19 protein-coding genes are annotated in these 25198 nt (G+C 61.6%); 6 read left to right on the top strand and 13 right to left on the bottom strand.

Translation table 11 applies throughout. From position 1 onward, the window contains the following. Window position 1 precedes the first annotated feature (1 nt). The 10 genes from glgC to tkt form a co-directional block, all read right to left on the bottom strand. Window positions 2-1336: a glucose-1-phosphate adenylyltransferase gene (gene glgC, locus AC6CHO_RS00095; RefSeq protein WP_498213066.1), complete on the bottom strand. Its 1335-nt coding sequence runs from the start codon at window positions 1334-1336 to the stop codon at window positions 2-4. Further along, the gene (glgB, locus tag AC6CHO_RS00090) at window positions 1333-3519 is read right to left on the bottom strand and encodes a 1,4-alpha-glucan branching protein GlgB (protein WP_498213064.1); all 2187 of its coding nucleotides are present in this window, start codon (window positions 3517-3519) and stop codon (window positions 1333-1335) included. The genes glgC and glgB overlap by 4 nt, the downstream gene beginning before the upstream one ends. Before the next feature lie 110 nt (window positions 3520-3629). Beyond that, on the bottom strand, window positions 3630-6068 hold the full coding sequence (locus tag AC6CHO_RS00085) for a glycogen/starch/alpha-glucan phosphorylase (protein ID WP_498213063.1): 2439 nt from the start codon (window positions 6066-6068) through the stop codon (window positions 3630-3632). Window positions 6069-6303: 235 nt separating this feature from the next. Beyond that, window positions 6304-7290, bottom strand: coding sequence for an NAD(P)/FAD-dependent oxidoreductase (locus AC6CHO_RS00080; protein ID WP_498213062.1), 987 nt, complete (start codon window positions 7288-7290; stop codon window positions 6304-6306). A gap of 80 nt (window positions 7291-7370) precedes the next feature. Further along, window positions 7371-8111 carry a 6-phosphogluconolactonase gene (gene pgl, locus AC6CHO_RS00075; RefSeq protein ID WP_498213060.1) on the bottom strand — a complete coding sequence of 247 codons (741 nt, stop codon included), beginning with the start codon at window positions 8109-8111 and terminating at the stop codon, window positions 7371-7373. Continuing rightward, window positions 8101-9042: a glucose-6-phosphate dehydrogenase assembly protein OpcA gene (locus AC6CHO_RS00070; RefSeq protein ID WP_498213059.1), complete on the bottom strand. Its 942-nt coding sequence runs from the start codon at window positions 9040-9042 to the stop codon at window positions 8101-8103. Before AC6CHO_RS00070 ends, pgl begins: the two co-directional genes overlap by 11 nt. Then, window positions 9039-10559 carry a glucose-6-phosphate dehydrogenase gene (zwf, locus tag AC6CHO_RS00065; protein WP_498213058.1) on the bottom strand — a complete coding sequence of 507 codons (1521 nt, stop codon included), beginning with the start codon at window positions 10557-10559 and terminating at the stop codon, window positions 9039-9041. Before zwf ends, AC6CHO_RS00070 begins: the two co-directional genes overlap by 4 nt. A gap of 7 nt (window positions 10560-10566) precedes the next feature. After that, window positions 10567-12141: a phosphoglucose isomerase-related protein gene (locus AC6CHO_RS00060; RefSeq protein ID WP_498213057.1), complete on the bottom strand. Its 1575-nt coding sequence runs from the start codon at window positions 12139-12141 to the stop codon at window positions 10567-10569. Continuing rightward, a complete protein-coding gene (tal, locus tag AC6CHO_RS00055) occupies window positions 12142-13245 on the bottom strand; it encodes a transaldolase (protein ID WP_498213056.1) in 1104 nt (367 codons plus the stop codon). Between the two features lie 18 nt (window positions 13246-13263). After that, the gene (gene tkt, locus AC6CHO_RS00050) at window positions 13264-15378 is read right to left on the bottom strand and encodes a transketolase (RefSeq protein WP_146275290.1); all 2115 of its coding nucleotides are present in this window, start codon (window positions 15376-15378) and stop codon (window positions 13264-13266) included. Between the two features lie 785 nt (window positions 15379-16163). Here tkt and AC6CHO_RS00045 point away from each other — a divergent pair. Further along, window positions 16164-17111 (top strand): heme o synthase, encoded by a 948-nt coding sequence (locus tag AC6CHO_RS00045; RefSeq protein WP_498213778.1) that lies wholly within the window; start codon window positions 16164-16166, stop codon window positions 17109-17111. Window positions 17112-17590: 479 nt separating this feature from the next. On the opposite strand, the gene AC6CHO_RS00040 is transcribed toward AC6CHO_RS00045, so the two are convergent. The 3 genes from AC6CHO_RS00040 to AC6CHO_RS00030 are packed head-to-tail and all read right to left on the bottom strand — an operon-like array spanning window position 17591 to window position 20274. After that, entirely contained in the window at window positions 17591-18529 is a 939-nt protein-coding gene (locus AC6CHO_RS00040) for a COX15/CtaA family protein (RefSeq protein WP_498213054.1), read from the bottom strand. A 30-nt stretch (window positions 18530-18559) separates the two neighbouring features. Next, entirely contained in the window at window positions 18560-19321 is a 762-nt protein-coding gene (locus AC6CHO_RS00035) for an ABC transporter permease (protein ID WP_444663532.1), read from the bottom strand. Then, window positions 19318-20274 carry an ABC transporter ATP-binding protein gene (locus AC6CHO_RS00030; RefSeq protein WP_498213053.1) on the bottom strand — a complete coding sequence of 319 codons (957 nt, stop codon included), beginning with the start codon at window positions 20272-20274 and terminating at the stop codon, window positions 19318-19320. The genes AC6CHO_RS00035 and AC6CHO_RS00030 overlap by 4 nt, the downstream gene beginning before the upstream one ends. Window positions 20275-20463: 189 nt before the next feature. Here AC6CHO_RS00030 and AC6CHO_RS00025 point away from each other — a divergent pair, with 189 nt between their 5' ends. From AC6CHO_RS00025 to AC6CHO_RS00005, 5 genes are all read left to right on the top strand, one after another. Continuing rightward, on the top strand, window positions 20464-21249 hold the full coding sequence (locus tag AC6CHO_RS00025; protein ID WP_444663536.1) for a helix-turn-helix transcriptional regulator: 786 nt from the start codon (window positions 20464-20466) through the stop codon (window positions 21247-21249). Then, on the top strand, window positions 21246-22706 hold the full coding sequence (gene sufB / locus AC6CHO_RS00020) for a Fe-S cluster assembly protein SufB (RefSeq protein ID WP_060701825.1): 1461 nt from the start codon (window positions 21246-21248) through the stop codon (window positions 22704-22706). The genes AC6CHO_RS00025 and sufB overlap by 4 nt, the downstream gene beginning before the upstream one ends. Window positions 22707-22708: 2 nt before the next feature. Continuing rightward, window positions 22709-23989 (top strand): Fe-S cluster assembly protein SufD, encoded by a 1281-nt coding sequence (gene sufD, locus AC6CHO_RS00015; RefSeq protein ID WP_498213051.1) that lies wholly within the window; start codon window positions 22709-22711, stop codon window positions 23987-23989. A gap of 61 nt (window positions 23990-24050) precedes the next feature. Then, a complete protein-coding gene (gene sufC / locus AC6CHO_RS00010) occupies window positions 24051-24809 on the top strand; it encodes a Fe-S cluster assembly ATPase SufC (RefSeq protein WP_060701824.1) in 759 nt (252 codons plus the stop codon). Between the two features lie 10 nt (window positions 24810-24819). Continuing rightward, window positions 24820-25164: a metal-sulfur cluster assembly factor gene (locus tag AC6CHO_RS00005; RefSeq protein WP_060701823.1), complete on the top strand. Its 345-nt coding sequence runs from the start codon at window positions 24820-24822 to the stop codon at window positions 25162-25164. Window positions 25165-25198 lie beyond the last annotated feature (34 nt).

Genomic DNA, 25198 nt, shown 5'->3' with positions numbered 1-25198 from the left:
CCTACTTCCCCTCCAGCGCATCGGCGCCCAATTCCAGGCGGCCGTCGAGCACCGCGGCCCGGCGGTCGAGCATGGGCTGCGTAATGAGCACCACGCCGGAATCCGTGCGGCGGAACCATTTCGAATCCTCGACCGGGTCCTGGCCGACGATCAGGCCCTCGGGAATGCGCACCCGGCTGTCGATCACGCACCTGGCCAGCTCGGCATTGCGCCCCACATCGACGTTCGGCAGCGACACGACCTGGTCCAGCTTCGAGAAGGAGTGGGCCCGGTTCCCGGTGAACAACAGCGACTTGTGGACTTCGGCACCGGAAAGGATGCAATTGCCCGAGATCAGCGATTCGATCGCATGCCCTCGCCGGGCCTCGTCATCGTGGATGAATTTTGCCGGAGGCGTCAACTCCGCGTAGGTCCAGATGGGCCAGCTGTTGTCGTACAGATCCAGCGAGGGGACGACCTCGGTCAGGTCAAGATTCGCCCGCCAGAACGAATCGATGGTGCCCACATCGCGCCAGTATGGCTCGGTCTCCAGCCCGCTCATGACGCAGGAGTCGGTGAACTTGTGGGCGTAGGCGCTGCCGTTCTTCACGATGGCGGGGATGAGATCGTGGCCGAAGTCGTGGCTTGAGCTCGGGTCTTCGGCATCGTCCAGCAGCAACTCGCGCAGGAATTTCCAGTTGAATACGTAGATGCCCATAGAGGCCAGTGCCATCTCCGGATCGTCAGGCATCCCGGGAGGATCCGCCGGCTTTTCCAGGAAATCAACGATTCGGCCGTTGCCGTTCACGTGCATGACGCCAAAGCCGGTGGCTTCGGCGCGCGGAACGGTCAGGCAGCCGATGGTCACATCAGCCTGCGTGTTCACATGCTGGCGCAGCATGATCTCGTAGTCCATCTTGTAGACATGGTCCCCGGCCAGGATGATCACGTACTCGATGTCGTAGTCGTCGACGATATCGATATTTTGCGTGACAGCATCCGCGGTGCCCAGATACCACTTGTTTTCCTGGACGCGCTGGCTGGCAGGAAGGATGTCCAGGTACTCGTTGCGCTCGGCCCGGAAGAAGCCCCAGCCGCGCTGCATATGGCGGATCAGCGAGTGCGCCTTGTATTGGGTGGCGACGGCCATCTTGCGAACCCCTGAATTCAGGGCGTTCGAGAGCGGGAAATCGATAATGCGCGACTTGCCGCCGAAATGGACCGCCGGTTTTGCGCGGCGGTCGGTGAGCTCTTCGAGCCGGCTGCCTCGGCCGCCGGCCAGAACAAAGGCCATCGCCTGGCTGGAGAGGCGCGGCGGCGCCCCGATCAGGTGGCGGGTATCGGGAGCAGTATTCATGAGCGTTCCTCCACAAAATAGATTGCCGATAAAGGTGGGAGCGTAAGTAGTGCTGACTGTGCCTCGCCGCCAGCGGGGACAGCTTCGGTTTCGATGGCTCCGCCGTGGCCGCGATTGGCCCCGTGATAGCACTCGGAATCGGTGTTCAAGGCCTCGACCCAGCGTCCAGCCACCGGGAACCCGATGCGGAATCCGGTGCGTTCAACCGGGGTCAGGTTCAGGACGATGACCACATGGGGGTCGCCAGGCTCGCCGCGGCGCAGCCAGGCGAAGACCTGGTGCTCCACGTCGTCGACGAGCAGCCACTGGAATCCTTCGGATTGGGTGTCGCGCCGGTGCAGGGCGGGCTGTTCGCGGTAGAGCCGGTTCAGGTCGCGCACCAGTGCGAGCACCCCTGCATGGCCGGGATCATCGAGCACGCCCCAGTCGAGTTCGCCCTTGTAGTTCCATTCGCTGTGCTGCCCGAATTCTTGGCCCATGAACAGCAGCTTCTTGCCGGGGTAGCCCCACATGTAGCCATAGAAGGCCTTGAGGTTGCCGAGCTTGTCGGCATGGCTGCCGGGCATCCGCGAGTACATCGACCCCTTGCCGTGCACCACCTCGTCATGGCTGATCGGCAGCAGGAAGTTCTCGCTGAAGGCGTAGGTGATGCCGAAGGTCAGCTGGTTATGGTGGTGCTTGCGGTGGACCGGATCCTTGCCGAAGTACTCCAGCGAATCATTCATCCAGCCCAGGTTCCACTTGTAGCCAAAGCCCAGGCCCCCGGCATCCACCGGGCGGGTGACCCCGGGATAGGCGGTGGAGTCTTCTGCGATCATCGCGATGCCCGGATGCTGCCCATAGCTGGCCACGTTGGTCTGCTTGAGGAAGTCGAGCGCTTCGTAGTTCTCGTTGCCGCCGTCCTTGTTGGCGATCCACTGGCCCTCGGCACGCGAGTAGTCGCGGTTGATCATCGAGGCGACCGCGTCCACGCGCAACCCGTCGAGGTGGTATTCCCCGAGCCAGTACAGCGCGTTGGCCACCAGGAAGTTGCGCACCTCGGGCCGTCCGTAGTTGTAGATCAGCGTGTTCCAGTCCGGATGGAACCCCTCGCGCGGATCGAGATGCTCGTACAGGGCGGTGCCGTCAAAACGGCCCAGGCCGTGCTGGTCGGTGGGGAAGTGCCCGGGCACCCAGTCGGCGATCACCCCGAGCCCGCGGGCGTGCGCGGCGTCGACAAAGGCGGCGAAGTCCTGCGGGCTACCATAGCGGATGGTCGGGGCGAAGAGCCCAATGGGCTGGTAGCCCCAGGACCCGTCAAAGGGGTGCTCGCTGACCGGCATGACCTCGATATGGGTGAAACCCAGATCCGCGGCATAGTCCACGAGCTGCGAAGCCAGCTGCAGGTAGCTCAGCGATTCGTTGTCGCTGCGGCGCCAGGAACCCAGATGCACCTCGTAGATGCTGATCGGGGCGTCGACGGAGTTGATTTCCTCGCGCCGGGCCACCCACTGCTGGTCCTGCCACTGGTGGGCGCCCAGGTGCCGCACCACCGAGCCGGTGGCTGGCGGGTGCTCGGAGCCGAAGCCGACGGGGTCGGCCTTCAGCGGCATCAGCGTGCCGTCTGGGCCAAGGATCTCGTACTTGTAGACCACGCCTTCATCCAGCCCGGGCAGGAAGAGCTCCCAGACACCGGTGGCGCCGCGCGACCGCATCGGGTGCGCGGTGCCGTTCCAGGCGTTGAAATCGCCGACTACCGAGACCCTTTGGGCATTGGGTGCCCAGAGCGCAAAGTGCACGCCGGGCACTTTTTCGTGGGTGACCAGGTGGGCGCCGAGCGCATTCCAGAGGCTCTGGTGCCCGCCCTCGCCGATGAGATGCTCATCGAGCTGGCCCATGACTGGGCCAAAGCGGTATGGGTCGTCGCGTTCTTCCAGCTGCCCCGAAGCCCAGCGGATGCGCAACCGGTAGTAGGGCAAGGCCGGACCGGTGAACAGCGCCGGGTCGGTTGCATCTGCAAGAAGCTGGACTTCATCGGTGGCGTTGAACAGCCATAGCTGCTCGGCTCCCGGAAGGCGCACGACCACATTTTTGCCGTCGTTGGTGGGGCCGAGCGCAGCGAAGGGATCCGGGTGCCGCCCCTGGGCCAACAGGCGTACCTGCTGGGCGTTGAGCACCGAAAGCGTCTTGTCCTCGTCTTTCATTGGGACTCCTTGCTGTTTCGATTGCTCTCATCCAAGCACAATCGGGGCACCCTGACCTTAAGATGACGCAGGTCAAAGCTGTATGACTTGCCGTGACCGAGTGTGCCGGGCTAAAGAGCGGATTCCACGTTCCAAATTTGCGACATATACTCGCGAATTGAGCGATCGGAGCTGAAATATCCCATGCGGGCGACGTTGAGGATGGCCATCCGCTGCCAGCGTGCAGGGTCGCCATAGCAGGCAGCCGCTTCGCTTTGCGCACGGTCGTAGTCCTCGAAGTCCGAGGCCACCAGGAACCAGTCGCTGTTCCACATCGCATCAAGCAATCCATCGTAGCGATGGCGGTCATCGGGGCTGAATACGCCCTCCGCAATGGCTTGGAGCACATCGCGCAGGGTTTGGCTGGCTTCCAGCGCGGTGCGTGCGTGACCGGGCTGGGCACGGCGCTCGGCGACCTGTTCGGTCGTGAGTCCGAAGAGGAAGAAGTTCTCCGCTCCAACGTGCTCACGGATTTCGACATTGGCCCCGTCCAGGGTGCCGATGGTCAGCGCGCCGTTGAGCGCAAACTTCATGTTGCCGGTGCCCGAAGCCTCCATTCCGGCCGTGGAAATCTGCTCGGAGAGATCCGCTGCGGGGATCAGCTTCTCCGCCATGGAGACGCCGTAGTTTGGCGGGTAGACCACGCGCAGCAAATGACTGGTCTCCGGGTCTTTGTTGACCAGCTCGGCGACGTCGTTGATCAGCTGGATGATCAGCTTGGCCATATGGTAGCTCGGGGCGGCTTTGCCGCCGAAGATCTTGACGCGCGGAGCCCAGCCGGCCTGCGGGTCGCGCTTGATCCGCTGCCAGTGCGCAATGGTCCACAGGATATTGAGCAGCTGGCGCTTGTATTCGTGCAGCCGCTTCACCTGGGCGTCGAATAGCGCGTCGGCAGGCAGCTCGATTCCGTGCTCCTGGGCAAGCCAGCCGGTGAAATGCTCCTTGGCCTGGCGCTTGCTGCGTCCGAAGGCATCGCGGAAGGCCGGATCATCGGCATTAGGCTCCAATTCGCGAAGCCGCTCCAGGTCGGTTTCCCAGCCTGCGCCTATGGTGTCGGTGATCAGCGAGGCCAGCGACGGGTTGGCCTGCTTGAGCCAGCGGCGCGGGGTGATGCCGTTGGTGATGTTCACGATGCGCCCCGGATGGAGCTCGTTGTGCACCGGGAACAAGTCCTTGCTGACCAGCTCGGTATGCAGTGCCGAGACCCCGTTGACCTTGTGGCTGGTGGCGAAGGCCAGATCGCCCATGCTGACCTGGTCGTTGCTGACCAGGCGCACCGGGTTGGGGACAGAGCCCTGCAACTGGATGAACTGGGTGTCCAGGGTTTCGATGATCTGCAGGTGGCGCGGGAGGACCTTGCGCATCAAGCCCACGCTCCAGCGTTCCAGGGCCTCGGGCAGCAGGGTGTGGTTGGTGTAGCCCAGCACTTCGGTCACGGTCTGCACTGCCGTGTCGAAGTTGACGCCGTGCTCGTCGACCAGCAGGCGGATCAGTTCGGGGCCGGCGATGGCCGGGTGGGTGTCGTTCATCTGGATGGCAACAAACTCGGGCAGCTTGAGCAGATCCTGATGGGCCGCGAGGTAGCGGCGCAGGATGTCCTGCACGGAAGCAGAGGTCAGGAAGTATTCCTGGGAGAGCCGCAGCTCCTTGCCGCCGTCGGTGGTGTCATTCGGGTAGAGCACCCGGCTCAGGCTGCGCGCCAGCGCCTCCGGCTCGGAGGCCGCGGCGAAGTCCCCGGCATTGAAGCGGTTCAGATCGAACAGGTCGGCGCTGGGCATGGCCGCCCAAAGCCGCAAAGTGTTGGCCCATTTCCCGCCGTAGCCGACAACTGGAGTGTCATGGGCAGAAGCGAGCACCTGGGAGCCCGGCGACCAGATCCATGCGCCGTTGTGCTCGGTCAGTGCGCCGCCGAAGCCCACCGGGTAGGTGACCTCGGGGCGGGTGAAATCCCAGGGGTTGTCCGTGGCCAGCCAGTTTTCCGGGGTTTCGATCTGCTGCCCATTTTCGAAGTGCTGGCGGAACAGCCCATGCTCGTAGCGCAGGCCGTACCCGTAGGCCGGGCATCCCATGGTGGCCATGGATTCCAGATAGCAGGCGGCCAAGCGGCCCAAACCGCCATTGCCCAAGGCTGCGTCAGGCTCGCCCTCAGCCACTTCGGCAAAGCTCAAGCCGAATTCGCCCAGTACTTGCACCACGACCTCGCGCAGTCCCAAATTGATGGCTTGGTCCTCCAGTAGCCGGCCGATCAGGAATTCCATCGACAGGTAGTAGACCCGTTTGCGGTCTTCGTCCCAGGTGCGCCGGGTGGCGTTGAACCACGGGTCGACCGCGTGGTCGCGCACCGCGTGGGACAAGGCGATCCGCCAGTCGAAGAGCGAAGCTTTTTGCGGGCTCTTGCCGACCGTGTACTGCAGATGGCGCAGCAGGGCTTGGCGAAACTGTACAGGCGTTGGCGCAGTCTGTGCGGCTGCAGCATCGCGGAGTTCGAAGGCGTCGATGGGGTGCGACATGTGCTGCTCTCCTGGTCTTCGGACGGATATGGATTTCCACTGGTGGTGCGTGAAAGGTGACATTACTCTAAGGCAGGCTATCTGTCCTCGCCCATGACGTTGAAGCGTCATCGAAAATCCCATGCACCACTGGTGCTGGTGTTTTGCCTCGTGGATGCATCGGGGAAGCCGGTGCGCTGTGCCGAATATATCCTGCGGTGGAAAACGTGGTGTTGACAGGGCGTGAAGTCCGGATTTACTGATGTGTGCTTTGCGCCGGGGCGTCGAGCAATTCCACCACGCGTTGCGCTGTGCCCCAGGAGAGGGTGACCCCGCCGCCACCGTGGCCATAGGCCGCGATCACCGTCATATCCTGGCCGGAAACCCGTTCCAGGCGGATCGTTTCCCGCGCAGGGCGCAGTCCGACCTTGTGCTCCAGAACCTCGCAGTGGGCCAGTTGCGGAACCAGGCTGATGGCTCGGGCGAGCATGTCGGAAGCTGTTTGCGCATCAACTTCGAGGTTGGTGTCGTGGGCGGCATCGGTGCCGCCCACGATGATGTCATCGCGGCGCGGAATGATGTAGCAGACGCCCCCTGGGTGGTCGTCGTCGCTGAGCCAGTTGCGCAGTCCCGCGGAATTGGTCAGCCGGATCACCTGGCCGCGAATCGGATACACGCTGTGGTCATCGCCCAGCAGCTCGCCTGAGCGCATCCCGCCGGCAAGCACCACTGCATCGGCGCCGGCCCGCAGATCGCCAATGGCATTCACGGTACGCTGCTCGAATTCCACGCCGTGGCGCTGGCACTGGTCCTGCAGCCAGGAAAGGTAGGTGGGCATCGTGATGACCGGGACCGTGCCGCTGGTGGCGCTGAGCGCGCCTTCGGGCAGCAAGGCGGCGTCGACCACGGCGGAGTCGGCCACATGCTTGGCCCAGGAACGATCAGCGTCCGCGCGGCGTTCGATATCCATGCCGAAGCGCAGGTCGACGCCGGTCTCCGGAATCAGGGAAAGGGCCTTGAAGCGGGCCAGGGTTCGAGCCAGCAGCACGTCGGCGGCGGGGGAGTTCTCCGAATGATACGGGAACCAAATGGCAGCTGAGATGGCCGAGACGGTTTGCAGCGGTTCCTGGTCGCTGATCACGCGCACCTTGTGGCCGTGCGAGGCCAGCTCGTGTGCGGTGGACAGGCCGATGACTCCGGAGCCTATGACGGTGACCTTGAGCGGGGAGGGCAATTCAGGCATGAAGATCCTTGATGACGGTGTTTAGCGCAAAGGCCGGCCCCGGGAACCAGGGGTTCCAGGAGCCGGCCTTGCGGTGCTCGCTAGAGCAGTGTTGATGCGGCGCGATCCACGATCCAGCGGGTTGCTTCCGTGCCGTGCACGGCGCTGGCCGGCACGGCCGACTCGTTGATTTCATGGGAGGCCGCGGCCAAGGCCGGAGCCTTGTCGGCGCCGGCTACCACCAGCCACACCTCGCGAGCGGTGTTGATGGTGCCCATGGTCAGGGTCACCCGATGCGGTGGCGGCTTGGGGGAGTCGTGGACCGCGATGGCCCCGAGCTCATCCGAGCGCGTGTGGTTGGGGAACAGCGACGCCACATGCGAATCCGGCCCCATGCCCAGCATCAGCACGTCGAAGGCGGGCGAGGCCGAACCTTCCGGTGCTTCTTGCGCCAGCAGCTGCGTGTACGCGGCGGCGGCCTGCTCGGCGCTGTCGAACTGGTCGCTGGCGCCCATGGCGTGCACGGTGCCGCGGTCCAGGCCCAGCTCATCCAAGGCAGCAAAGAGCGGCTCGGCCTGCAGCACGTTGCGATCGGCGCTGTCGCTGGCGACAAAGCGCTCGTCACCCCACCAGAAGTGCACCTGGGACCAGTTCACCGAAGTCCTGGCCGGGTTCTGCGCGAGAGCCACGAGCGAAGCGATGCCCAGGGTGCCGCCGGTGACGACAACATGCGCGACTCCACGGGCAGCGATCGCGTCGGTGATCGAGGTGATCAGCCGGGCGGCGATGGCGTGCGCAGTGGAGGCGACATCTTCATGGATGGTGATTTGCCTAGCGATCACTGGGGACAACGCTCCTGAGGTTGGTGAGGTTCAGGCCCTTGGTGATGACTTCGCCGAAGACGTCGTCGGCATCCAGCCGGCGCATTTCCTCGGCGAGGCATTCGGCCACCGAGCGCCGCGGCAGGGAGATCCGCTGCGGGGCGGAACCAGGCAGGTACAGGTGGGCCACCGCGCCGGAAGGGCGCGAGAGCTCCACGTCCCCGTCTTCGCGGGACAGCCGCACGCTGGACAGGCCACCGGTAGTCTTGTCCGCGGCAATGGTCACCGGAACATCCAGGCACATGGTCAGCCAGGCGGCCAGCAGCGTGGTGGAGGGAGAATTCTCTGAGCCCTTCACGGTGATGCCGGTCAGGCCCTCGGTGCCCACTAGGTCGATGATGCTGGCCAGCTGGGCGCGCCAGAAGGTCAGGCGGGTCCATGCCAGGTCGGTATCGCCGGCCTGGTAGGTGTCGATGCGGCCAAAGAGCGAGGCGGTAGGGTCGTCCATCTCGGCGGAGTCGGTGATCCGCCGGTGGGCGAGCTTGCCCAAGGCCGTGCCATAAGGATCCTTCGGCACGCCATGTGGCCACCAGGCCACAATCGGGGCGTCAGGCAGCAGCAGGGCCGAGATCAGCGCCTCGTCGGCCACCACATCCGGGCCGTAGGTGCGCATGACGATGACCTCCGAAGCGCCGGCGTCGCCGCCCACGCGGATCTGCACATCCAGGCGGTTTTTCTCGCTGGCATTGCCGCGCACCACCACGATGATGCGGCAGGGGTGCTCGCGGCTGGCCAAGTTGGCGGCCTCGATGGCGTTCTCCGCAAACCCCTCGCGGGTGATGACCACCAGGGTCAATACCCGGGAGAGGGCTACCACGCCGTGGGTGCGGCGCGAGGAGATCAGCTTTTTGGCCACCTTGGAGGTGGTGGTGTTGGGAAGATCGATCATCATGGGCGTCGCCACGTCCTTCCATCTTTGGCCATCAGCTCATCGCTGCTGGCTGGGCCCCAGGATCCCGGAGCATAGGGATCGGGCTGGTTTGGCTGCGCTGCCCAGTATTCCTCGAACGGATCGAGGATGCGCCAGGACTGCTCCACCTCTTCATGGCGCGGGAACAGCGGCGGCTCGCCGAGCAGCACGTCCAGGATCAAGCGCTCGTAGGCTTCCGGGGAGGATTCGGTGAAGGCGTTGCCGTAGCCGAAGTCCATGGTGACATCGCGGATCTCCATCTGGGTGCCGGGCACCTTGGAGGAGAAGCGGATGGTCGCGCCCTCATCGGGCTGAACCCGGATCACAAACGCGTTCTGGCCGAACTCGTCATCCTCGTGATCGGTGAACAGCAGGTTCGGAGCCTTCTTGAAGACCACCGCGATCTCGGTGACGCGTCGTCCCAGGCGCTTTCCGGCGCGCAAGTAGAACGGCACGCCGTCCCAGCGGCGGGTGTTGATGTTCAAGCGCACCGCAGCGTAGGTTTCGGTCTTGGACTTCGGGTTGAAGCCTTCCTCATCGAGGAAGCCTACGACTTCCTCGGCACCCTGCCAGCCGGAGGTGTACTGGCCGCGCGCGCTGGCAGCGCCCAGATCCTCAGGCAGCTGGACGGCGGTGAGCACCTTCTCCTTTTCGCTGCGCAGGTGATCGGCATTGAAGGAGATGGGCTCCTCCATGGCGGTCAGCGCCAGCAGCTGGAGCAGGTGGTTCTGGATGACGTCGCGGGCCGCGCCCACCCCGTCGTAGTAGCTGGCACGTCCGCCGATGCCGATGTCCTCGGCCATGGTGATCTGCACGTGGTCCACGTACTTGTTATTCCACAGCGGCTCGAACATCTGGTTGCCGAAGCGCAGGGCCAGCAGGTTCTGCACGGTTTCCTTGCCCAGATAATGGTCGATGCGGAACACCTGGTCTGCAGGGAAGACGGATTCCACGATCTGGTTCAGCTCGCGGGCGCTTTGCAGGTTGTGGCCAAAGGGCTTTTCGATGACCACTCGTTCCCAGCCCGGGTTTGAATCGTTGGCCAGGTGGTGCTCGGAGAGCTTCTGGCAGACGATTTCGAACCAGCTGGGCGGGATCGAGAGGTAGAAGGCGTGGTTGCGCCCGGTGGAGCGGGACTCCGCCAGCTCGTCGAGGGTTTCGGCGAGCTTCTGGTAGGCGTCGTCATCGTCGAATGCGCCGGAAATGAAGCGCATGCCGGAGGCCAGCTGGGCGAACACCGTTTCATTGAACGGGGTTCGGGAACTGGCCAGGATCCATTCACGGGCCTGGTTCGCGAAGTCCTCGGCGCTCCAGTCGCGGCGGCCGAAGCCGACGATGGCAAAATTTGGGGGGAGCAGCCCGCGGTTGGCCAGGTCGTAGACCGCTGGCATCAATTTCTTGCGGGCAAGGTCGCCGGTGATTCCGAAGAACACCAGCGCGCCCGGACCGGCAATGCGGTTAAGCCGCCGGTCGCGGGCATCGCGTAGTGGATTACTCATTGGTGCCTTACTTCGCTGCCTCAAGCAGGGCAGCGATTCCGGCTGCGCGGTCCGTGAGGTTCACGCGCAGCACTGGGCGGTTGTGCTCGGCATCCGAAAGCACTGCGCCATCGCCGATGGCCTGGGCAGTGATCAGGGAGCCGAAGGAGTACGGACGATCCGGGATGTCCAGGTCGTCCTGGTGATCGGCGGTAATCTGCAGGAACACGCCCTGGGCCGGGCCGCCCTTGTGGTACTGGCCGGTGGAGTGCAGGAAGCGCGGGCCCCAGCCGAAGGTGACCGGGCGTCCGGTCTTTTCGGCGAAGAGGTCGCGCAGGTCCTGCAGCTGGCTCTCCGAGGTGCGGTTCAGGTACGCCTGGATGGCGAAGTACCCGTCCTCTGGCAGCTTCGCGGTCAGCTCATCCAGGGCTGCATCCAGGGTGCTGGCGGTGGTGCCATACAGCTGCACCGATCCGTCAACGGCATCAGGCTCGGCGACCGCAGGGGCCTCCAGCATGGAGCGGGCTGCCACCTTTGCCGCCTCAACGTCAGGCTGGTCGAAGGGGCTGATGCCCAGCAGGTAGCCGGCCACGGCGGTGGCGTACTCGAAGATCATGAACGCGGTGCCCAGTGGTGCGCTGAAATGCACCGCGGTGGCTTCCTCGTCGATCTCTTCGGGCAGTTCGTCGTAGACGAACAGCGGCACCACGTCGGCAGGCAGGTTCTTCAGCTCCGGTGCATCAACATGGGCGGCTACGGGCAGGACGCCCTTGCCGTCCTTGCCGGTGGACTCGGCGATGAGCTGCTCGGCCCAGTCGCCAAAGCCTGGCAGCGCGTCTCCAACACAGGCGATCAGCAGCTTGTCGCGGCCTGCGGTAGCCATGGCGGCACCCAGGTGCAATGCCAGGTTGTCCTCGTCGTCCGAGGCCAACACGTCATTGACCAGCCCGGATTCTTCCACCAGGGCTTCGATGTCCGCGCCGGCCAGGCCCGAAGGCACCAGGCCGAAGGCGGTCAGCGCCGAGTAGCGCCCGCCGACATGCGGGTCGGCGTTGAAGACCGCGCGAACACCCTCGGGGTTGTCCATCGGCGATCCCGGGTCGGTCACCAGCACCAGGCGGGTGGCCGGGTCGATTCCGGCAGCCTGGAAGGCGGCCGTGAAGGCGCGGCGCTGCGAGTCGGTTTCCACGGTGGAACCGGACTTGGAGGAAACGACCACTACGGTGCGCTCCAAGTCGGTCTCGACGATCTGCTTGACCATCGATGGATCGGTGGTGTCGCAGATGACCAGATCCACTTCGTCGTGCGCGGCAATGACCTCGGGGGCCAGGGAGGATCCGCCCATGCCGCACAAAACGATGCGGGTCAGGTTCTCCTGCTGCAGTTCTTCGCGCAGTTCCAGAATGGCTGGAATCAGCTTGCCAGCTGCCTCGAAGGGGTTGACCCAGCCCAGGCGGATAGCGGATTCAGCCTCGGCCGCAGGTCCCCAGACAGTGGGGTCCTGAGCTGCGATGCGGCTGCCAACTTTTGCTTCAATGAGCTTTGGAAGCAGCGCATCCACCGAGGCCAGTGCCTCGCCTGAGGTCACCAAACCTAGTTCCATTTACTTGGCTCCCTTCAGTGCGACCGACATGTCTTCGAGCAGCTCGTTCCAAGCGACCTCGAACTTGTCAACGCCCTCGACCTCAAGCAGGTTGACGATCTCGTTGTAGTCGATGCCCTGGGCTGCGAGCTTGTCCAGCACGCGGTTGGCGGCATCGTAGCTGCCAGCAATTGCATTGCCGCGGATTTCTGCCTCGGCTGCGGTGGCATCCAGGGTCTTTTCCGGCATGGTGTTCACGGTCTGCGGTGCCACCAATTCGGTGACGTACAGGGTGGATGGGTAGGCAGGGTCCTTGACGCCGGTCGAAGCCCACAGCGGACGCTGCACGTTGGCGCCGGCAGCAGCCAGCACCTCGAAGCGCGCCGAAGCGAAGGATTCCTCGAAGACCTGGTAGGCAAGGCGGGCGTTGGCCACGCCGGCCTGGCCGCGCAATGCGGCTGCTTCCTCGGTGCCGATGGCAGCCAGGCGCTTGTCGATTTCGCTGTCCACGCGGGAGACGAAGAAGGAGGCGACCGAGTGGATCTTGGACAAGTCCAGTCCCTTGGCATGGGCCTTCTCCAAGCCGATCAGGTAGGCGTTGATCACTTCGCGGTAGCGTTCCAGCGAGAAGATCAGGGTCACGTTGACGGAAATGCCTTCGGCAATGGTCTCGGTGATCGCTTCCAGGCCCTCAAGGGTGGCTGGGATCTTGATCAGCACGTTTTCGCGGTTCACGCGCTCGTACAGGGCCTTGGCCTGGGCGATGGTTGGTGCGGTTTCGTGGGCCAGGCGGGGATCAACCTCGATGGACACGCGGCCGTCGAAGCCCTTGGAGGATTCGTAGATGCCCTTGAACAGGTCGCAGGCTGCAGCCACGTCGTCGCTGGTGATTTCCGTGATCGCATCTTCAACGGACTTGTCGCGCTGTTCGGCGATCGCCTCGCCGTAAACCTCGGCCTTGGAGAGCGATGCAGCGAAGATGGCAGGGTTGGTGGTCACGCCAACAACGTTCTTCTCTTCGATCAGCTTGGCCAGCGAGCCGCTGGTCAGTCGTTCGCGGGAGAGGTCATCGAGCCAGATTGAAACGCCGGCGTCGGAGAGGGCCTGGGTATTTGGGTTGCTCATGATATTTGCTTCGGTTCCTTACTTTGCGGCGTTCTGCACGGAGGTTTCGGCGGCTGCGACAACGGCCGCGGTGGTGATGCCGAATTCCGAGTACAGCTTCTTGTAATCGGCGGAAGCGCCGAAGTGATCCAGGGAGATGATCTCGCCGTTGGCGCCAACCAGCTCGCGCCAGCCCTGGGCTACGCCTGCCTCTACGGACACGCGGGCGGTGATGGCTGCCGGGAGCACCTCTTCACGGTAGGCTGCATCCTGCTTGGCGAACCATTCCAGCGATGGCAGCGAGACCACGCGGGCGGCGATGTTCTTGGCAGCCAGTTCCTCGCGAGCCTCAACTGCCAGCTCCACCTCGGAGCCGGTAGCCAGCAGGATCACGTCTGGGGTGACCTCTGCGCCGTCGCGAACAGCTTCGGCAAGAATGTAGCCGCCCTTCAGGGTGCCCTCGGCACCGCGGAAGCCGGTTGCCGCGCGGTCGTAGATTGGCAGGTTCTGGCGGGAGAGCACGATGCCCGATGGGGTATCGGTCAGTTCCAGCATGCCGCGCCATGCGTAGGCAACTTCGTTGGCGTCCGCCGGGCGGACCACGTCGAAGTTCGGGATGATGCGCAAGCTGGCGAGCTGCTCTACCGGCTGGTGGGTCGGGCCGTCTTCGCCCAGGCCGATCGAGTCGTGGGTCCATACAAAGATCGATGGAACGCCCATCAGCGCAGCCAAGCGGATGGCTGGGCGCTGGTAGTCCGAGAAGATCAGGAAGGTGCCGGAGAAGGCGCGGGTGGGGCTGGAGAGCACGATGCCGTTGACGATCGACGCGGCGGCGTGCTCGCGGATGCCGAAGTGCAGTACGCGGCCGTACGGGCTGGCGTCCCACGAAGCGGTGGAGCGGCGTTCAGGCGCGAAGGACTTGGCGGTGTCGATGGTGGTGTTGTTCGAACCGGCGAGGTCGGCCGAGCCGCCCCAGAGTTCTGGCAGTTCATCGGCAATGGCATTGATGACCTTGCCCGAAGCCGAGCGGGTGGCCATGGTGGAGCCTGGCTCGAAGACTGGAAGCTTTTCGGTCCAGCCCTCAGGCAGCTTGCCCGACTCAAGGCGCTCCAGCAGGGCGGCCTGTTCAGGGTTGGCTGCCTTCCACGAGTCGAAGTCCTTGTTCCACGAGGCGTGCAGGTCTGCACCGCGGGTGACGACTTCGCGAGCGTGATCCAGGACTTCCTGGTCAATGTGGAAGTTCTTTGCTGGATCAAAGCCCAGGACCTCCTTGAGGCCTGCAACTTCCTCGGTGCCCAGCTTCGAGCCGTGGATGCCGCCGGTGTTCTGCTTGGTTGGCGCTGGCCAGCCGATGACGGTGCGCAAGGCGATGATCGATGGGCGGGAGGTCTCGGCCTTGGCTGCGCGGATAGCTGCATCCAGTGCTGCCATGTCCTCGACGTATTCGCCGGTGACGGTCCAGTCAACGCGCTGGGTGTGCCAGCCGTAGGAGTCGTAGCGACCCAGCACATCTTCGGTGAAGGCGATGTCGGTGTCGTTCTCGATGGAGATCTTGTTGTCATCGTAGATCACTACGAGGTTGCCAAGTTCCTGGTGGCCGGCGAGCGAGGAGGCCTCGGAGGTGACGCCTTCCTGCAGGTCGCCATCGGAAGCGATGACGTAGACGGTGTGGTCGAATGGGCTGGTTCCGGCTTCAGCAGCTGGATCCAGCAAGCCGCGCATGCGCCGCTGCGAGTAGGCGAAGCCCACGGCGGAGGCCAGTCCCTGGCCCAGCGGGCCGGTGGTGATCTCGACGCCGGCGGTGTGGCCGTACTCCGGGTGGCCCGGAGTCTTGGCGCCCCAGGTGCGCAGTGCTTCGATGTCTTCCATTTCCAAGCCGTAGCCGGAGAGGAACAGCTGCAGGTACAAGGTCAATGACGTGTGACCAGGGGAGAGAACGAAACGGTCGCGACCGATCCAGTTCGGATCCTTCGGATCGTGGCGCAGGTGCTTCTGGAAAATCAGGTAGGCAGCCGGGGCCAAGCTCATGGCGGTACCGGGGTGGCCATTGCCAACTTTTTCAACAGCGTCGGCTGCCAGGACACGGGTGGTGTCGATGGCCTTACGATCCAACTCGGTCAGTGAAAACTCTTCTACTAAGGATTCAGTCGCCACAGCGGCGTTCCTTCCATTCAGGCTCGGACGGGAGATATCTCCCGCTGACACGCAATACGCCGTCGCCTCCTATATGTTCCTGAGCTCATTGAAGACCAGAAATATGTAGGTTGCGACGGCGCAATCTCGTCCAACTCTATCGCGAAAACGATGTGTGAGGTGATGGTTATAGCAAGATGACGCGCAAGTTTATTTCCGCCATGTAACGGTTGATTCGTTCCGGAGAGAAAGACGGTGGCTGCCGCCTTCGGTGCCGGGCATAGTTCGGTGCTCGGCTGGGAATCAACATCCATTGCCCAGAATCCTCTTGAGACCTGCGGCACATGCGCGCTACTGCGGGTTTGAACAAGATTGAAAATTTGTAGTGATGCGGTAAATCAAGTTCAGGTGCTGTTATTTTGGTAGTGAGTGTTGCGGTGGGAATCTCGCTCCGATTCGAAATCAGCCGTGAGAATATTGTTCATCCTTCAATTATTCGATGCTGAAAACGGAATGGCTCAGATGTCCAAATGTTGATATCAGATGACGGTGTTCGCTGTTAGGTGAGTAGTTGGTCGTGGGCCCGGAGGCGGATGGCGCACAAGTCATTTTCGACTAGGCCGGGAATTTTCGCTGTTGCGGAATGGGAAATGAGGGGTTGACCAAGGTCACGAACTTTTGCCGGTGAACTATACGCGGGGGAGTTTCAAAGAATTTCTATCAGGCGTAGAATGATTGTGTCTGTCTTGTACCCGTGAAGAACTGAGTGCGTTTAATTGAAGACTCAAAGTGTCGCCGGAGCATCAGTGCCACGCGCCTCGCGTCAGCCTGGTGAAAGCACCGGAGACTATATGAAGCGCAAGGCCAGCGCCTACGTGGCGTTGACCAAGCCTCGTGTCATCGAGTTGCTGCTGGTGAGCACCTTCCCGACCATGATTTTTGCCCAACGCGGATTCCCTTCGTTGTGGCTGATGATTTCCACCCTTGTAGGTGGTGCAATGGCTGCTGGAGCGTCAGGCGCTTTCAACTGCTATATCGATCGCGATATGGACAAGTTGATGAAGCGCACCAAGGGGCGTCCTCTGGTCACCGGCGACTTGACTCCCAAGGAAGCGCTGATCTTCTCCTGGGCACTGGCGATTGCTTCGCTGGTGGTGCTTTGGGTCGGAACAAACCCACTGACCACCGCCCTCGGTCTGGCAGCAATCCTTCTGTACGTGGTCTTCTACACGATCATCCTGAAGCGACGCACGGCTCAGAATATCGTCTGGGGCGGTATCGCAGGCTGCATGCCGGTGCTAATCGCCTGGGCTGCTGTCAAAGAGACCATTGAATGGCCGGCAATCATCCTGTTCCTGGTCATCTTCCTGTGGACGCCACCGCACTACTGGCCGCTGTCCATGAAATATGCAGACGACTACAACGCCGCATCGGTGCCGATGCTCGGGGCAATTGCCAACGCCCGCCGCGTATCTGTTCAGGTTGTTCTCTATGCCTGGGCCACCGTAGTCTGCTCGCTTCTGCTGGTGCCACTGGGTCACGCAGGCATCGTCTACACGGCCATTGCCGGCGGTGCTGGCATCTGGTTCATCTACGAATCGCATGTCCTCTACCGCGAAGCACAGGGCGACCACAAGCCGGCGGTAGTCAACCGCAAGGCGATGAAGGTCTTCCATATCTCCATCACGTACCTGTCGATTGTCTTTTTGGCTCTCGCCATTGATCCTTTTGTGGGAAGCCCGCTCTTCGGCTAGCCACCGAATAATTCGCAGAACTCTTAACCTGCCCGGCCACTCGATCCCCTGGATCGGGTGGCCGGGTTTTTGGTGCCGGTGGCAACTCAACCGAGGCCCGCAGGTCGGCTATAGGGAATCTTCGAAAGTCTATTATTCCTCGTGGACGTTGCATCCTCTTGAGCTAGCAAGGCAGGGGACAGCGGGAGGCAAACGAAATTTCCCGTGCAGGACGCGTGAACCTGACGACCTTTTGGTGCCCAAGGTGCGTCAAGTGCTCATGAGGGAGGTCCGCACAGAATTCTTGCTGCAAGGTTTCGCCGTCAACCGAGGACATCAAAGCAGCAGACCCTTGAAGCAGTGCTGTTCAGCGTCCTTGCAAGTACTGCCGACGGAAAATACTGAGCTAGATCTCAGCTGATATCAGCTGCGTTCGGGCGCTAAAAAGCACGCGTGGCCAGGCAATGAAAATGCCTGGCCGCGCGTGCTCTAATTTGTGACTAGTTATCGACCCGCTGGTACTTGGGAAGAAGCGTAGCTCTATCCCAGGCATCAGTGCTGGATACCAGCAGCAGGCTGGCCCCAAGCATGTGCAGTAGTACCAAACCGATTGGCAGTCCGGTGAAGTGCTGGGTATATCCGATAGCTGCTTGGATAAGAATGACGGCCACGAGCCACCAGGCGGATGCGCGCAAGCGGGCATTGCCACCGGTCTTGTAGGCCAAAACCAGCAAGGCGACGGTGGCGATGATCAGCAGGTATACCGGAGCGGTGTGCATGCGGGTGACCAGCAGTGGATCAAACATGTGCCGCGGAGTCGTCGCGTCACCTGCATGCGGTCCTGTTCCGGTGACGATCGTGCCCATGATGACTGCCAGAATGCCGAAGATCCACGCAGCAGTCGCAGTCTGGCGAATGGTCTTGGTCGTTGGCGGATTCTCCTGGGCCTTGATTTCTGTGCGTGTGCGGTTGACCAGCAAGGTAGCCAAGATCACCAGGGTTCCAGAAAGCAGGAAGTGCAAGGACACGACCCAAGGGTTCAGCCCGGTCCATACCGTGATGCCACCGATGACACCCTGCGCTGGAATGCCTAGCAGAAGAACCAGTCCCAGCTTGAAAACGGTCGAGTGCGTGCGCCGCATCGACCAAACCGAGAGCAGGAACCCGATAGCGATCGCCAAGAGCACAAACGTCAAAGTGCGGTTGCCGAACTCGATGATGCCGTGGATTCCCATCGCAGGAACCGGCGTCATGGAACCGGGGACACAATTAGGCCAATGCGAGCAACCGAGGCCGGACTCGGTGAGGCGAACTGCGCCACCGGTCACGATGATGCCCACTTGGGAGATCAGCGAAGCAATCGCGAGGCCGTGCACAAGGCGGGTGACCTTCGTTGGCAGCTTGTCGGCCCAGCTTTTAGTGGCCAGGTCTGCAGTCATGGAAATCTCCCTTGAGGATGTGTGTTGTGGTTAGTTCCATTTGAAGAGCTTGATGGCGGCAAATGAGCCAGCTGCCGACCAGAGAACCAGGAAAATAAGTCCAGCGATGCTGAAGTGGCCCGAGATTAGTGCCTCGCGCATGGCATCTCCGAGCGCTGCTGATGGCAAAGCGTTGAGTGTTGGCTGAATCCATGCTGGCGCCATGCTCAGTGGATACAGCACGCCCCCTGCGCCGGCCAGGAGGATCCAGGCCAGGTTGGTAATGGCCAGCGTCGCTTCTGGGCGGACTGTGCCCGCGATGAGCAGGCCGAGCGAGGTAAATGCTGCCGCGCCGAGCAGCAGGAAGAGGATTGCGGGAGCAATGCCCCAAGGATTCGGTTGCCAGCCCATGAAGAGTGCGACCACCGTAATGAGCACGACTTGAATCAGCAAGACCGTCAGCACTGCAATGACCTTGCCGAAAATCAGGCCAGTCTTGCCCAATGGCGTTGTGGAGAACATTTTCAGTACGCCGTAGCGCCGATCAAATCCGGTGCCAATTCCTTGGCCGGTAAACGCCGTTGAAATCACGCACAATGCCAGTACACCTGGAACTGCAGCATCAATGCTTCGCTCAGCTACTCCGTCGAGAAGATCGGTGAGCGTGAGTACCACTAGCGCGATCATCGGCATGACCACCGCGAGGATCAGCTGTTCCCCGTTGCTCAGCATTTGCAAAGACTCATACTTGCCTTGGATGAGAATGCGTTTAAGTGGCGACACGGCGTTGCTTGCTGTTACTTGTTCGCTCATGCGCGTTCCTCCTTTTGTGCGAATTCGAGGAATACGTCTTCGAGGCTTCGTGACTGCAGGCTCAGTTGTGATGGCAGGATGCCTTCTCGGAGCCACCAGCTCGTAAGCCAATGCAGGTGATCGGGGGAGCTGACACCGTCCAATCGATATTCACCGGCTGAGGTCTCTGAGAGATATAACCCGGCTGGCGGTTCGGGCAGAACCAGGTTGGCCGGAGCTGCGAAGGATATCGGGCGAGCATCCTGGTCTTCGGCGGCACGAGCGGTCAGTTCGGCCACCGTTCCCTGCGCTACCGTGCAGCCCTTGTCGATGATGTACACGTAGTCGCTGAGGCGCTGCGCGTCATCCATAAGGTGCGTGGTGAGGATGATGGCCTTGCCGGCGTCGCGCAATTCGGCGATCAAGTCGAAGACGACTTGGCGCGATTGCGGGTCGAGGCCGGCGCTTGGTTCATCGAGGAAGACGACTTCGGGGTCCCCGGCGAGAGCCAGGGCCAGTGCGACCCGCTGCTTTTGGCCGCCGGAGAGCCGGCGGATGGTGCGCGTCCCAAAGGATTCGAGGTCCAGGCGGGTGATCAGCGCATCGATGTCAATGGGGTTTCGGTACAGGGATGCGACGTGCCGCAAGAGCGGGACGGGTCGCATCGATGGCGGCAATCCGCCATCTTGGAGCATGACGCCGACGCGCGAGCGAAGTTCGGGGTTGTCGCCGTAGGGGTTTTGACCCAGCAGCTCAATGGTGCCGCCTTCTGGCTGCAGAAGGCCCTGGGCGCAGGCCAAGGTTGTCGATTTGCCGGCGCCATTGGCCCCGAGAAGAGTGGTGACTTGGCCTGGATAAGCCTTCAGGGACACCGACTCCAGGACACGCAGCATGCGGTTGTCCAAGGCGGGAACTGGCCCTAAATCTTTGGCCAGTTCATTGATGATGAGACTGGGAGTTACGGAAGACACCAAAACATTCTACGACATGTCGAACTCCTGTTTTTGAGGACTGTGTCACCAACACTCGCCACCGTTGCGCGTGAGCGGGAGAATAAAAAGGTGCCAATGGTTAATAAGGAGTAGATCGATAAGTGGGCAAGCTCTCCCTTAGTAAGTCCTTCCTTACTAGACCTGGCGCAAAAATTTACGCATGATTGTGTTGTGTATTCATCAAATTTAGACTCACCTAGTGGCTCCACTGCCGACACGGTTGGTGCAGTTGGGGATACCGAGGAACGCACGCGCGATCGCGTCCTTTACGCAGTACTAGAGGACGGGCCGGTCAGTGCCGCCGAGCTTGGCAACAAGCTGGGTTTCACGCCAGCTGCGGTTCGCCGTCACCTTGATGCGCTGTCAAAATCAGGGCTCGTTGAGGTGAAACTGGTAGCAAACCAGAAGTCGGGCGCCGGGCGCCCGTCTCGTCGCTACGTGCTCTCGCACCGCGGCCAGACGAAGCTTGGCAACGACTATTTGGAAATTGCTACCGATGCATTGAAGATGCTTGGCGATGCTGCCGGTGACGATGCGATCCGAAAGTTCGCGCGTAATCGATTCGCCGAAATGGAAACCCGGTACGCCAAGGCGATGGCCGGGGTTGAAGGGCTGGAAGCACGAGCCGAAGTGCTAAGCAACTTGCTTAGTTCCGATGGGTTCGTGGGGTACACCCGAAAAGTTGATACGAAAGTGGCAACGGCCTTGATGCACAGCGTTCAGCTGTGCCAGGGACACTGCCCGATACAAGACTTGGCACGAGAGTTTCCGGTGTTTTGCGACACCGAAACTGAAATGTTCGCCCGGTTGCTGGGTGTCGATGTTCGACGATTGTCGACCTTGGCCGGCGGCGGACACGTGTGCACGACCCACATCCCTGTGGGACGTGGAAAGGCGCCAATGCGCGCCGAGAAGAGAACTCGAATTCAGTTCACGAAGCAGGAGAGGCCGCGATGACGGATCAGATTGCACAGGAGTCTGCCGACCCAGGTGTAATTTCCGAAATTCTGGAGAAGAACCCCGAACTCCACGGAATCGGCAATTACGAATATGGCTGGTCAGATAAGAACGACGCGGGTGCAAACGCTCGCCGCGGCGTCGACAAGGACGTTGTGGCGAATATTTCCGCCCTCAAGTCCGAGCCAGAATGGATGCTGGAGCGCCGCCAGAAGGCGCTGAAGTACTTCGATCGCAAGCCAATGCCAACCTGGGGTCCAGACCTCTCGGGCATTGATTTCGATAACATCAAGTACTTCGTTCGCTCCACTGAAAAGCAGGCTGCGACGTGGGATGAACTTCCTGAAGACATCAAGAACACCTACGACAAGCTGGGTATTCCCGAGGCTGAAAAGCAGCGCCTGGTTTCCGGCGTGGCTGCCCAGTACGAGTCCGAGGTTGTCTACCACCAGCTGCGCGAAGACCTCGAAGCCCAGGGCGTCATCTTCCTCGACACCGACACCGGTTTGAAGGAACACCCGGAGATCTTCGAAGAGTACTTCGGCTCGGTTATTCCAGCAGGCGACAACAAGTTCGCTTCGCTGAACACCGCTGTGTGGTCCGGCGGTTCCTTCGTCTACGTTCCCAAGGGCGTACACGTGGAGATCCCGCTGCAGGCCTACTTCCGAATCAACACGGAAAACATGGGCCAGTTCGAGCGCACCCTGATCATCGCCGATGAGGGCTCGTACGTTCACTACATCGAAGGTTGCACCGCCCCGATCTACCAGTCGGACTCGCTGCACTCCGCGGTTGTGGAAATCATCGTGAAGAAGGACGCCCGCGTTCGCTACACGACCATCCAGAACTGGTCGAACAACGTATACAACCTGGTGACCAAGCGTGCCGTCTGTGAAGAGGGCGCAACCATGGAATGGGTCGATGGCAACATCGGTTCCAAGGTCACCATGAAGTACCCTGCGGTTTACCTCGTTGGCGAACGCGCCAAGGGCGAGACCCTGTCCATCGCCTTCGCCGGCGAAGGCCAGCACCAGGACACCGGATCCAAGATGGTTCACATCGCTCCGAACACCTCCTCGGCCATTGTGGCCAAGTCGGTGGCCCGTAACGGCGGGCGCTCGGCCTACCGCGGCCTGGTCCAGGTTCAGGAAGGCGCCAAGGGCACCAAGAACTCGGTGGTCTGCGACGCGTTGCTGGTTGACCAGATCTCGCGCTCGGACACCTACCCATACATCGACGTTCGCGAGGACGACGTGACCATGGGCCACGAGGCGACCGTCTCGCGCGTTTCCGAAGAGCAGCTGTTCTACCTGATGTCCCGCGGCATGGCCGAGGACGAGGCGATGGCAATGATCGTGCGTGGCTTTGTTGAGCCAATCGCCCGTGAGCTCCCCATGGAATACGCGCTCGAACTGAACCGCCTTATTGAACTTCAGATGGAAGGATCGGTCGGCTAAGAATGTCGGAGACCACCACCCATATCCCAGATGAGAAGGTGCGCATTGGCGCTCCGTCCATCCCTGGTTTCACCGAAGAGGGCGAAGACCTTTCGCCGATCAACGACAATGACAATTCGCCCCTGGGCGGAGCGTCGGCCAAGGCGCACAGCCATGGCGGCGGCGTTGGCGTGCCGGATTCCTCTCGTGCCGGTCGCTTGACCAGCACCAACGTTGAGGATTTCGCCAAGCTGACCGGTCGCGAAGAAGATTGGCGCTTCACCCCGCTCAAGCGGCTGAAGGGCCTGCACAGTGACGAGCTCACTGGCGCAGCTCCCAAGGTCGAGTTGACCGGCAACGGCATCGCAACTTTGTCAGTCGTGTCGGCAGACGACGCGCTGAACGGCGTTGCGCACACCCCGGATGACCGTGTTTCGGCCAACGCTTGGAAGTTCGCTTCCGAGACCCAGGTGCTGACCATTCCCAAGAACGCCGAGGGCGCCAACGCCAGCGTTCGCATCACCGGTGATTCGATGGCTCCAGCAGCTCAGCACCTTATCGTTGTGGCTGAGGAAAACTCGGAAGCCACCGTGATCCTGGACCATGTTGGTTCGGCAGTACTGGCCCAGAACGTTGAATTCGACGTTCGTGCCAACGCTCGCTTGACCGTCGTGTCCCTGCAGGCTTGGGAAGATGACGCAGTGCATGCGTCCTCGCAGCAGGCTCTTGTCGCCCAGGGCGCATCGTTCAAGCACATAGTAGTTTCCTTCGGTGGCGACCTGGTTCGCGTGAACCCATCGGCTCGCTTCACCGGCGAACGCGCGGAAATCGAGCTGTACGGCCTGTACTTCGCCGACGCGGGGCAGCACCTGGAGCACCGCTTGTTCGTTGACCACGCCGTGGCCAACTGCAAGTCGAATGTTCTCTACAAGGGCGCGCTGCAGGGCAAGGACGCACACACCGTCTGGGTTGGCGATGTGCTTATCCAGAAGGACGCTGTTGGCACTGATTCCTACGAAGCTAACCGCAACCTGGTGCTGACTGACGGTGCACGCGCCGATTCGGTTCCAAACCTGGAAATCGAAACCGGCCTGATTGATGGTGCCGGACACGCATCGACCACCGGTCGTTTCGACGATGAGCACCTGTTCTACCTGATGGCTCGCGGTATCGATGAAAAGACCGCCCGCCGCTTGGTAGTCCGCGGCTTCCTGAACGAGATCGTTCAGCAAATCGGCGACGAAGCTCTGCAGGAGCGACTGACCGACACCATCGAAGAAGAATTGGCTGCTACCGAGAACTAGGTAGTGCTCGCTTCACCAGCTTTTTAGCCTCAGAGCTTTTTAGAAAGAAACGGATCGACGTATGTCTACTCTGGAAATCAAGGACCTGCACGTCTCGATTGAAACCGAGCAGGGCGAGAAGGAAATTCTCAAGGGTGTAACCCTCACCATCAACACCGGCGAGACCCACGCAATCATGGGCCCCAACGGTTCGGGCAAGTCGACCTTGGCTTCGACCATCGCTGGCCACCCGCGCTACACCGTCACCTCCGGCAGCATCACCCTCGATGGTGAAGACGTTCTGGAGATGAGCGTTGACGAGCGTGCCAAGGCCGGCCTGTTCCTGGCTATGCAGTACCCAGTTGAGGTACCGGGTGTAACCATGACCAACTTCCTGCGTACCGCCAAGACCGCAATCGACGGAGAAGCTCCGAAGCTGCGCACCTGGACCAAGGACGTCAAGGAAGCCATGGGCAAGCTGAAGATCGATGCCGACTTCGCTGGCCGTAACGTCAACGAAGGTTTCTCGGGCGGCGAGAAGAAGCGTGTTGAGATCCTTCAGCTCGAATTGTTCAAGCCAAAGTTCGCGGTTCTCGACGAGACCGACTCCGGCTTGGACGTTGACGCGCTGAAGGTCGTCTCCGAGGGCGTTAACCGCGCCCAGGCCGAGAACGACATGGGTACCTTGCTGATCACCCACTACACCCGCATCCTGCGCTACATCAAGCCAGAGTTCGTGCACGTGTTCGTTGACGGCCGTGTCGCTGAACAGGGCGGCCCGGAACTGGCTGACCGCCTGGAAGAAGAAGGCTACGACCGCTACCTGAACGTCAAGGCCTAAAGGTAATTTCATGAGTGAATCAACCGAACAAAGCCAGGGAGCCGTCTCGACTCCGCTGGAAGATGTTGAGGAAGCGCTAAAGGACGTTATCGACCCGGAGCTCGGCGTCAACATCGTCGACTTGGGGCTGCTCTACGGCTTGAAGTACGCAGAAGACGGCGTACTGCTGCTGGACCTCACCCTGACCACCGCGGCTTGCCCACTCACCGATATTATCGAGGAGCAGGTAGCCAAGGCGTTGGAGAGCGTCGTAGATGACCACCGCCTGAATTGGGTCTGGATGCCGCCATGGGGTCCGGAACGCATTACCGACGATGGCCGCGATCAGATGCGAGCCCTCGGCTTCAACATCTAAGCTCCACGAATCAACGCTAAAGGCCGCTTTCATC

The sequence above is a fragment of the Glutamicibacter sp. GQ173 genome (assembly GCF_059759215.1).
The sequence above is the reverse complement of the archived record's forward strand: the minus strand, read 5'-3'. Positions and strand labels throughout refer to the sequence as shown.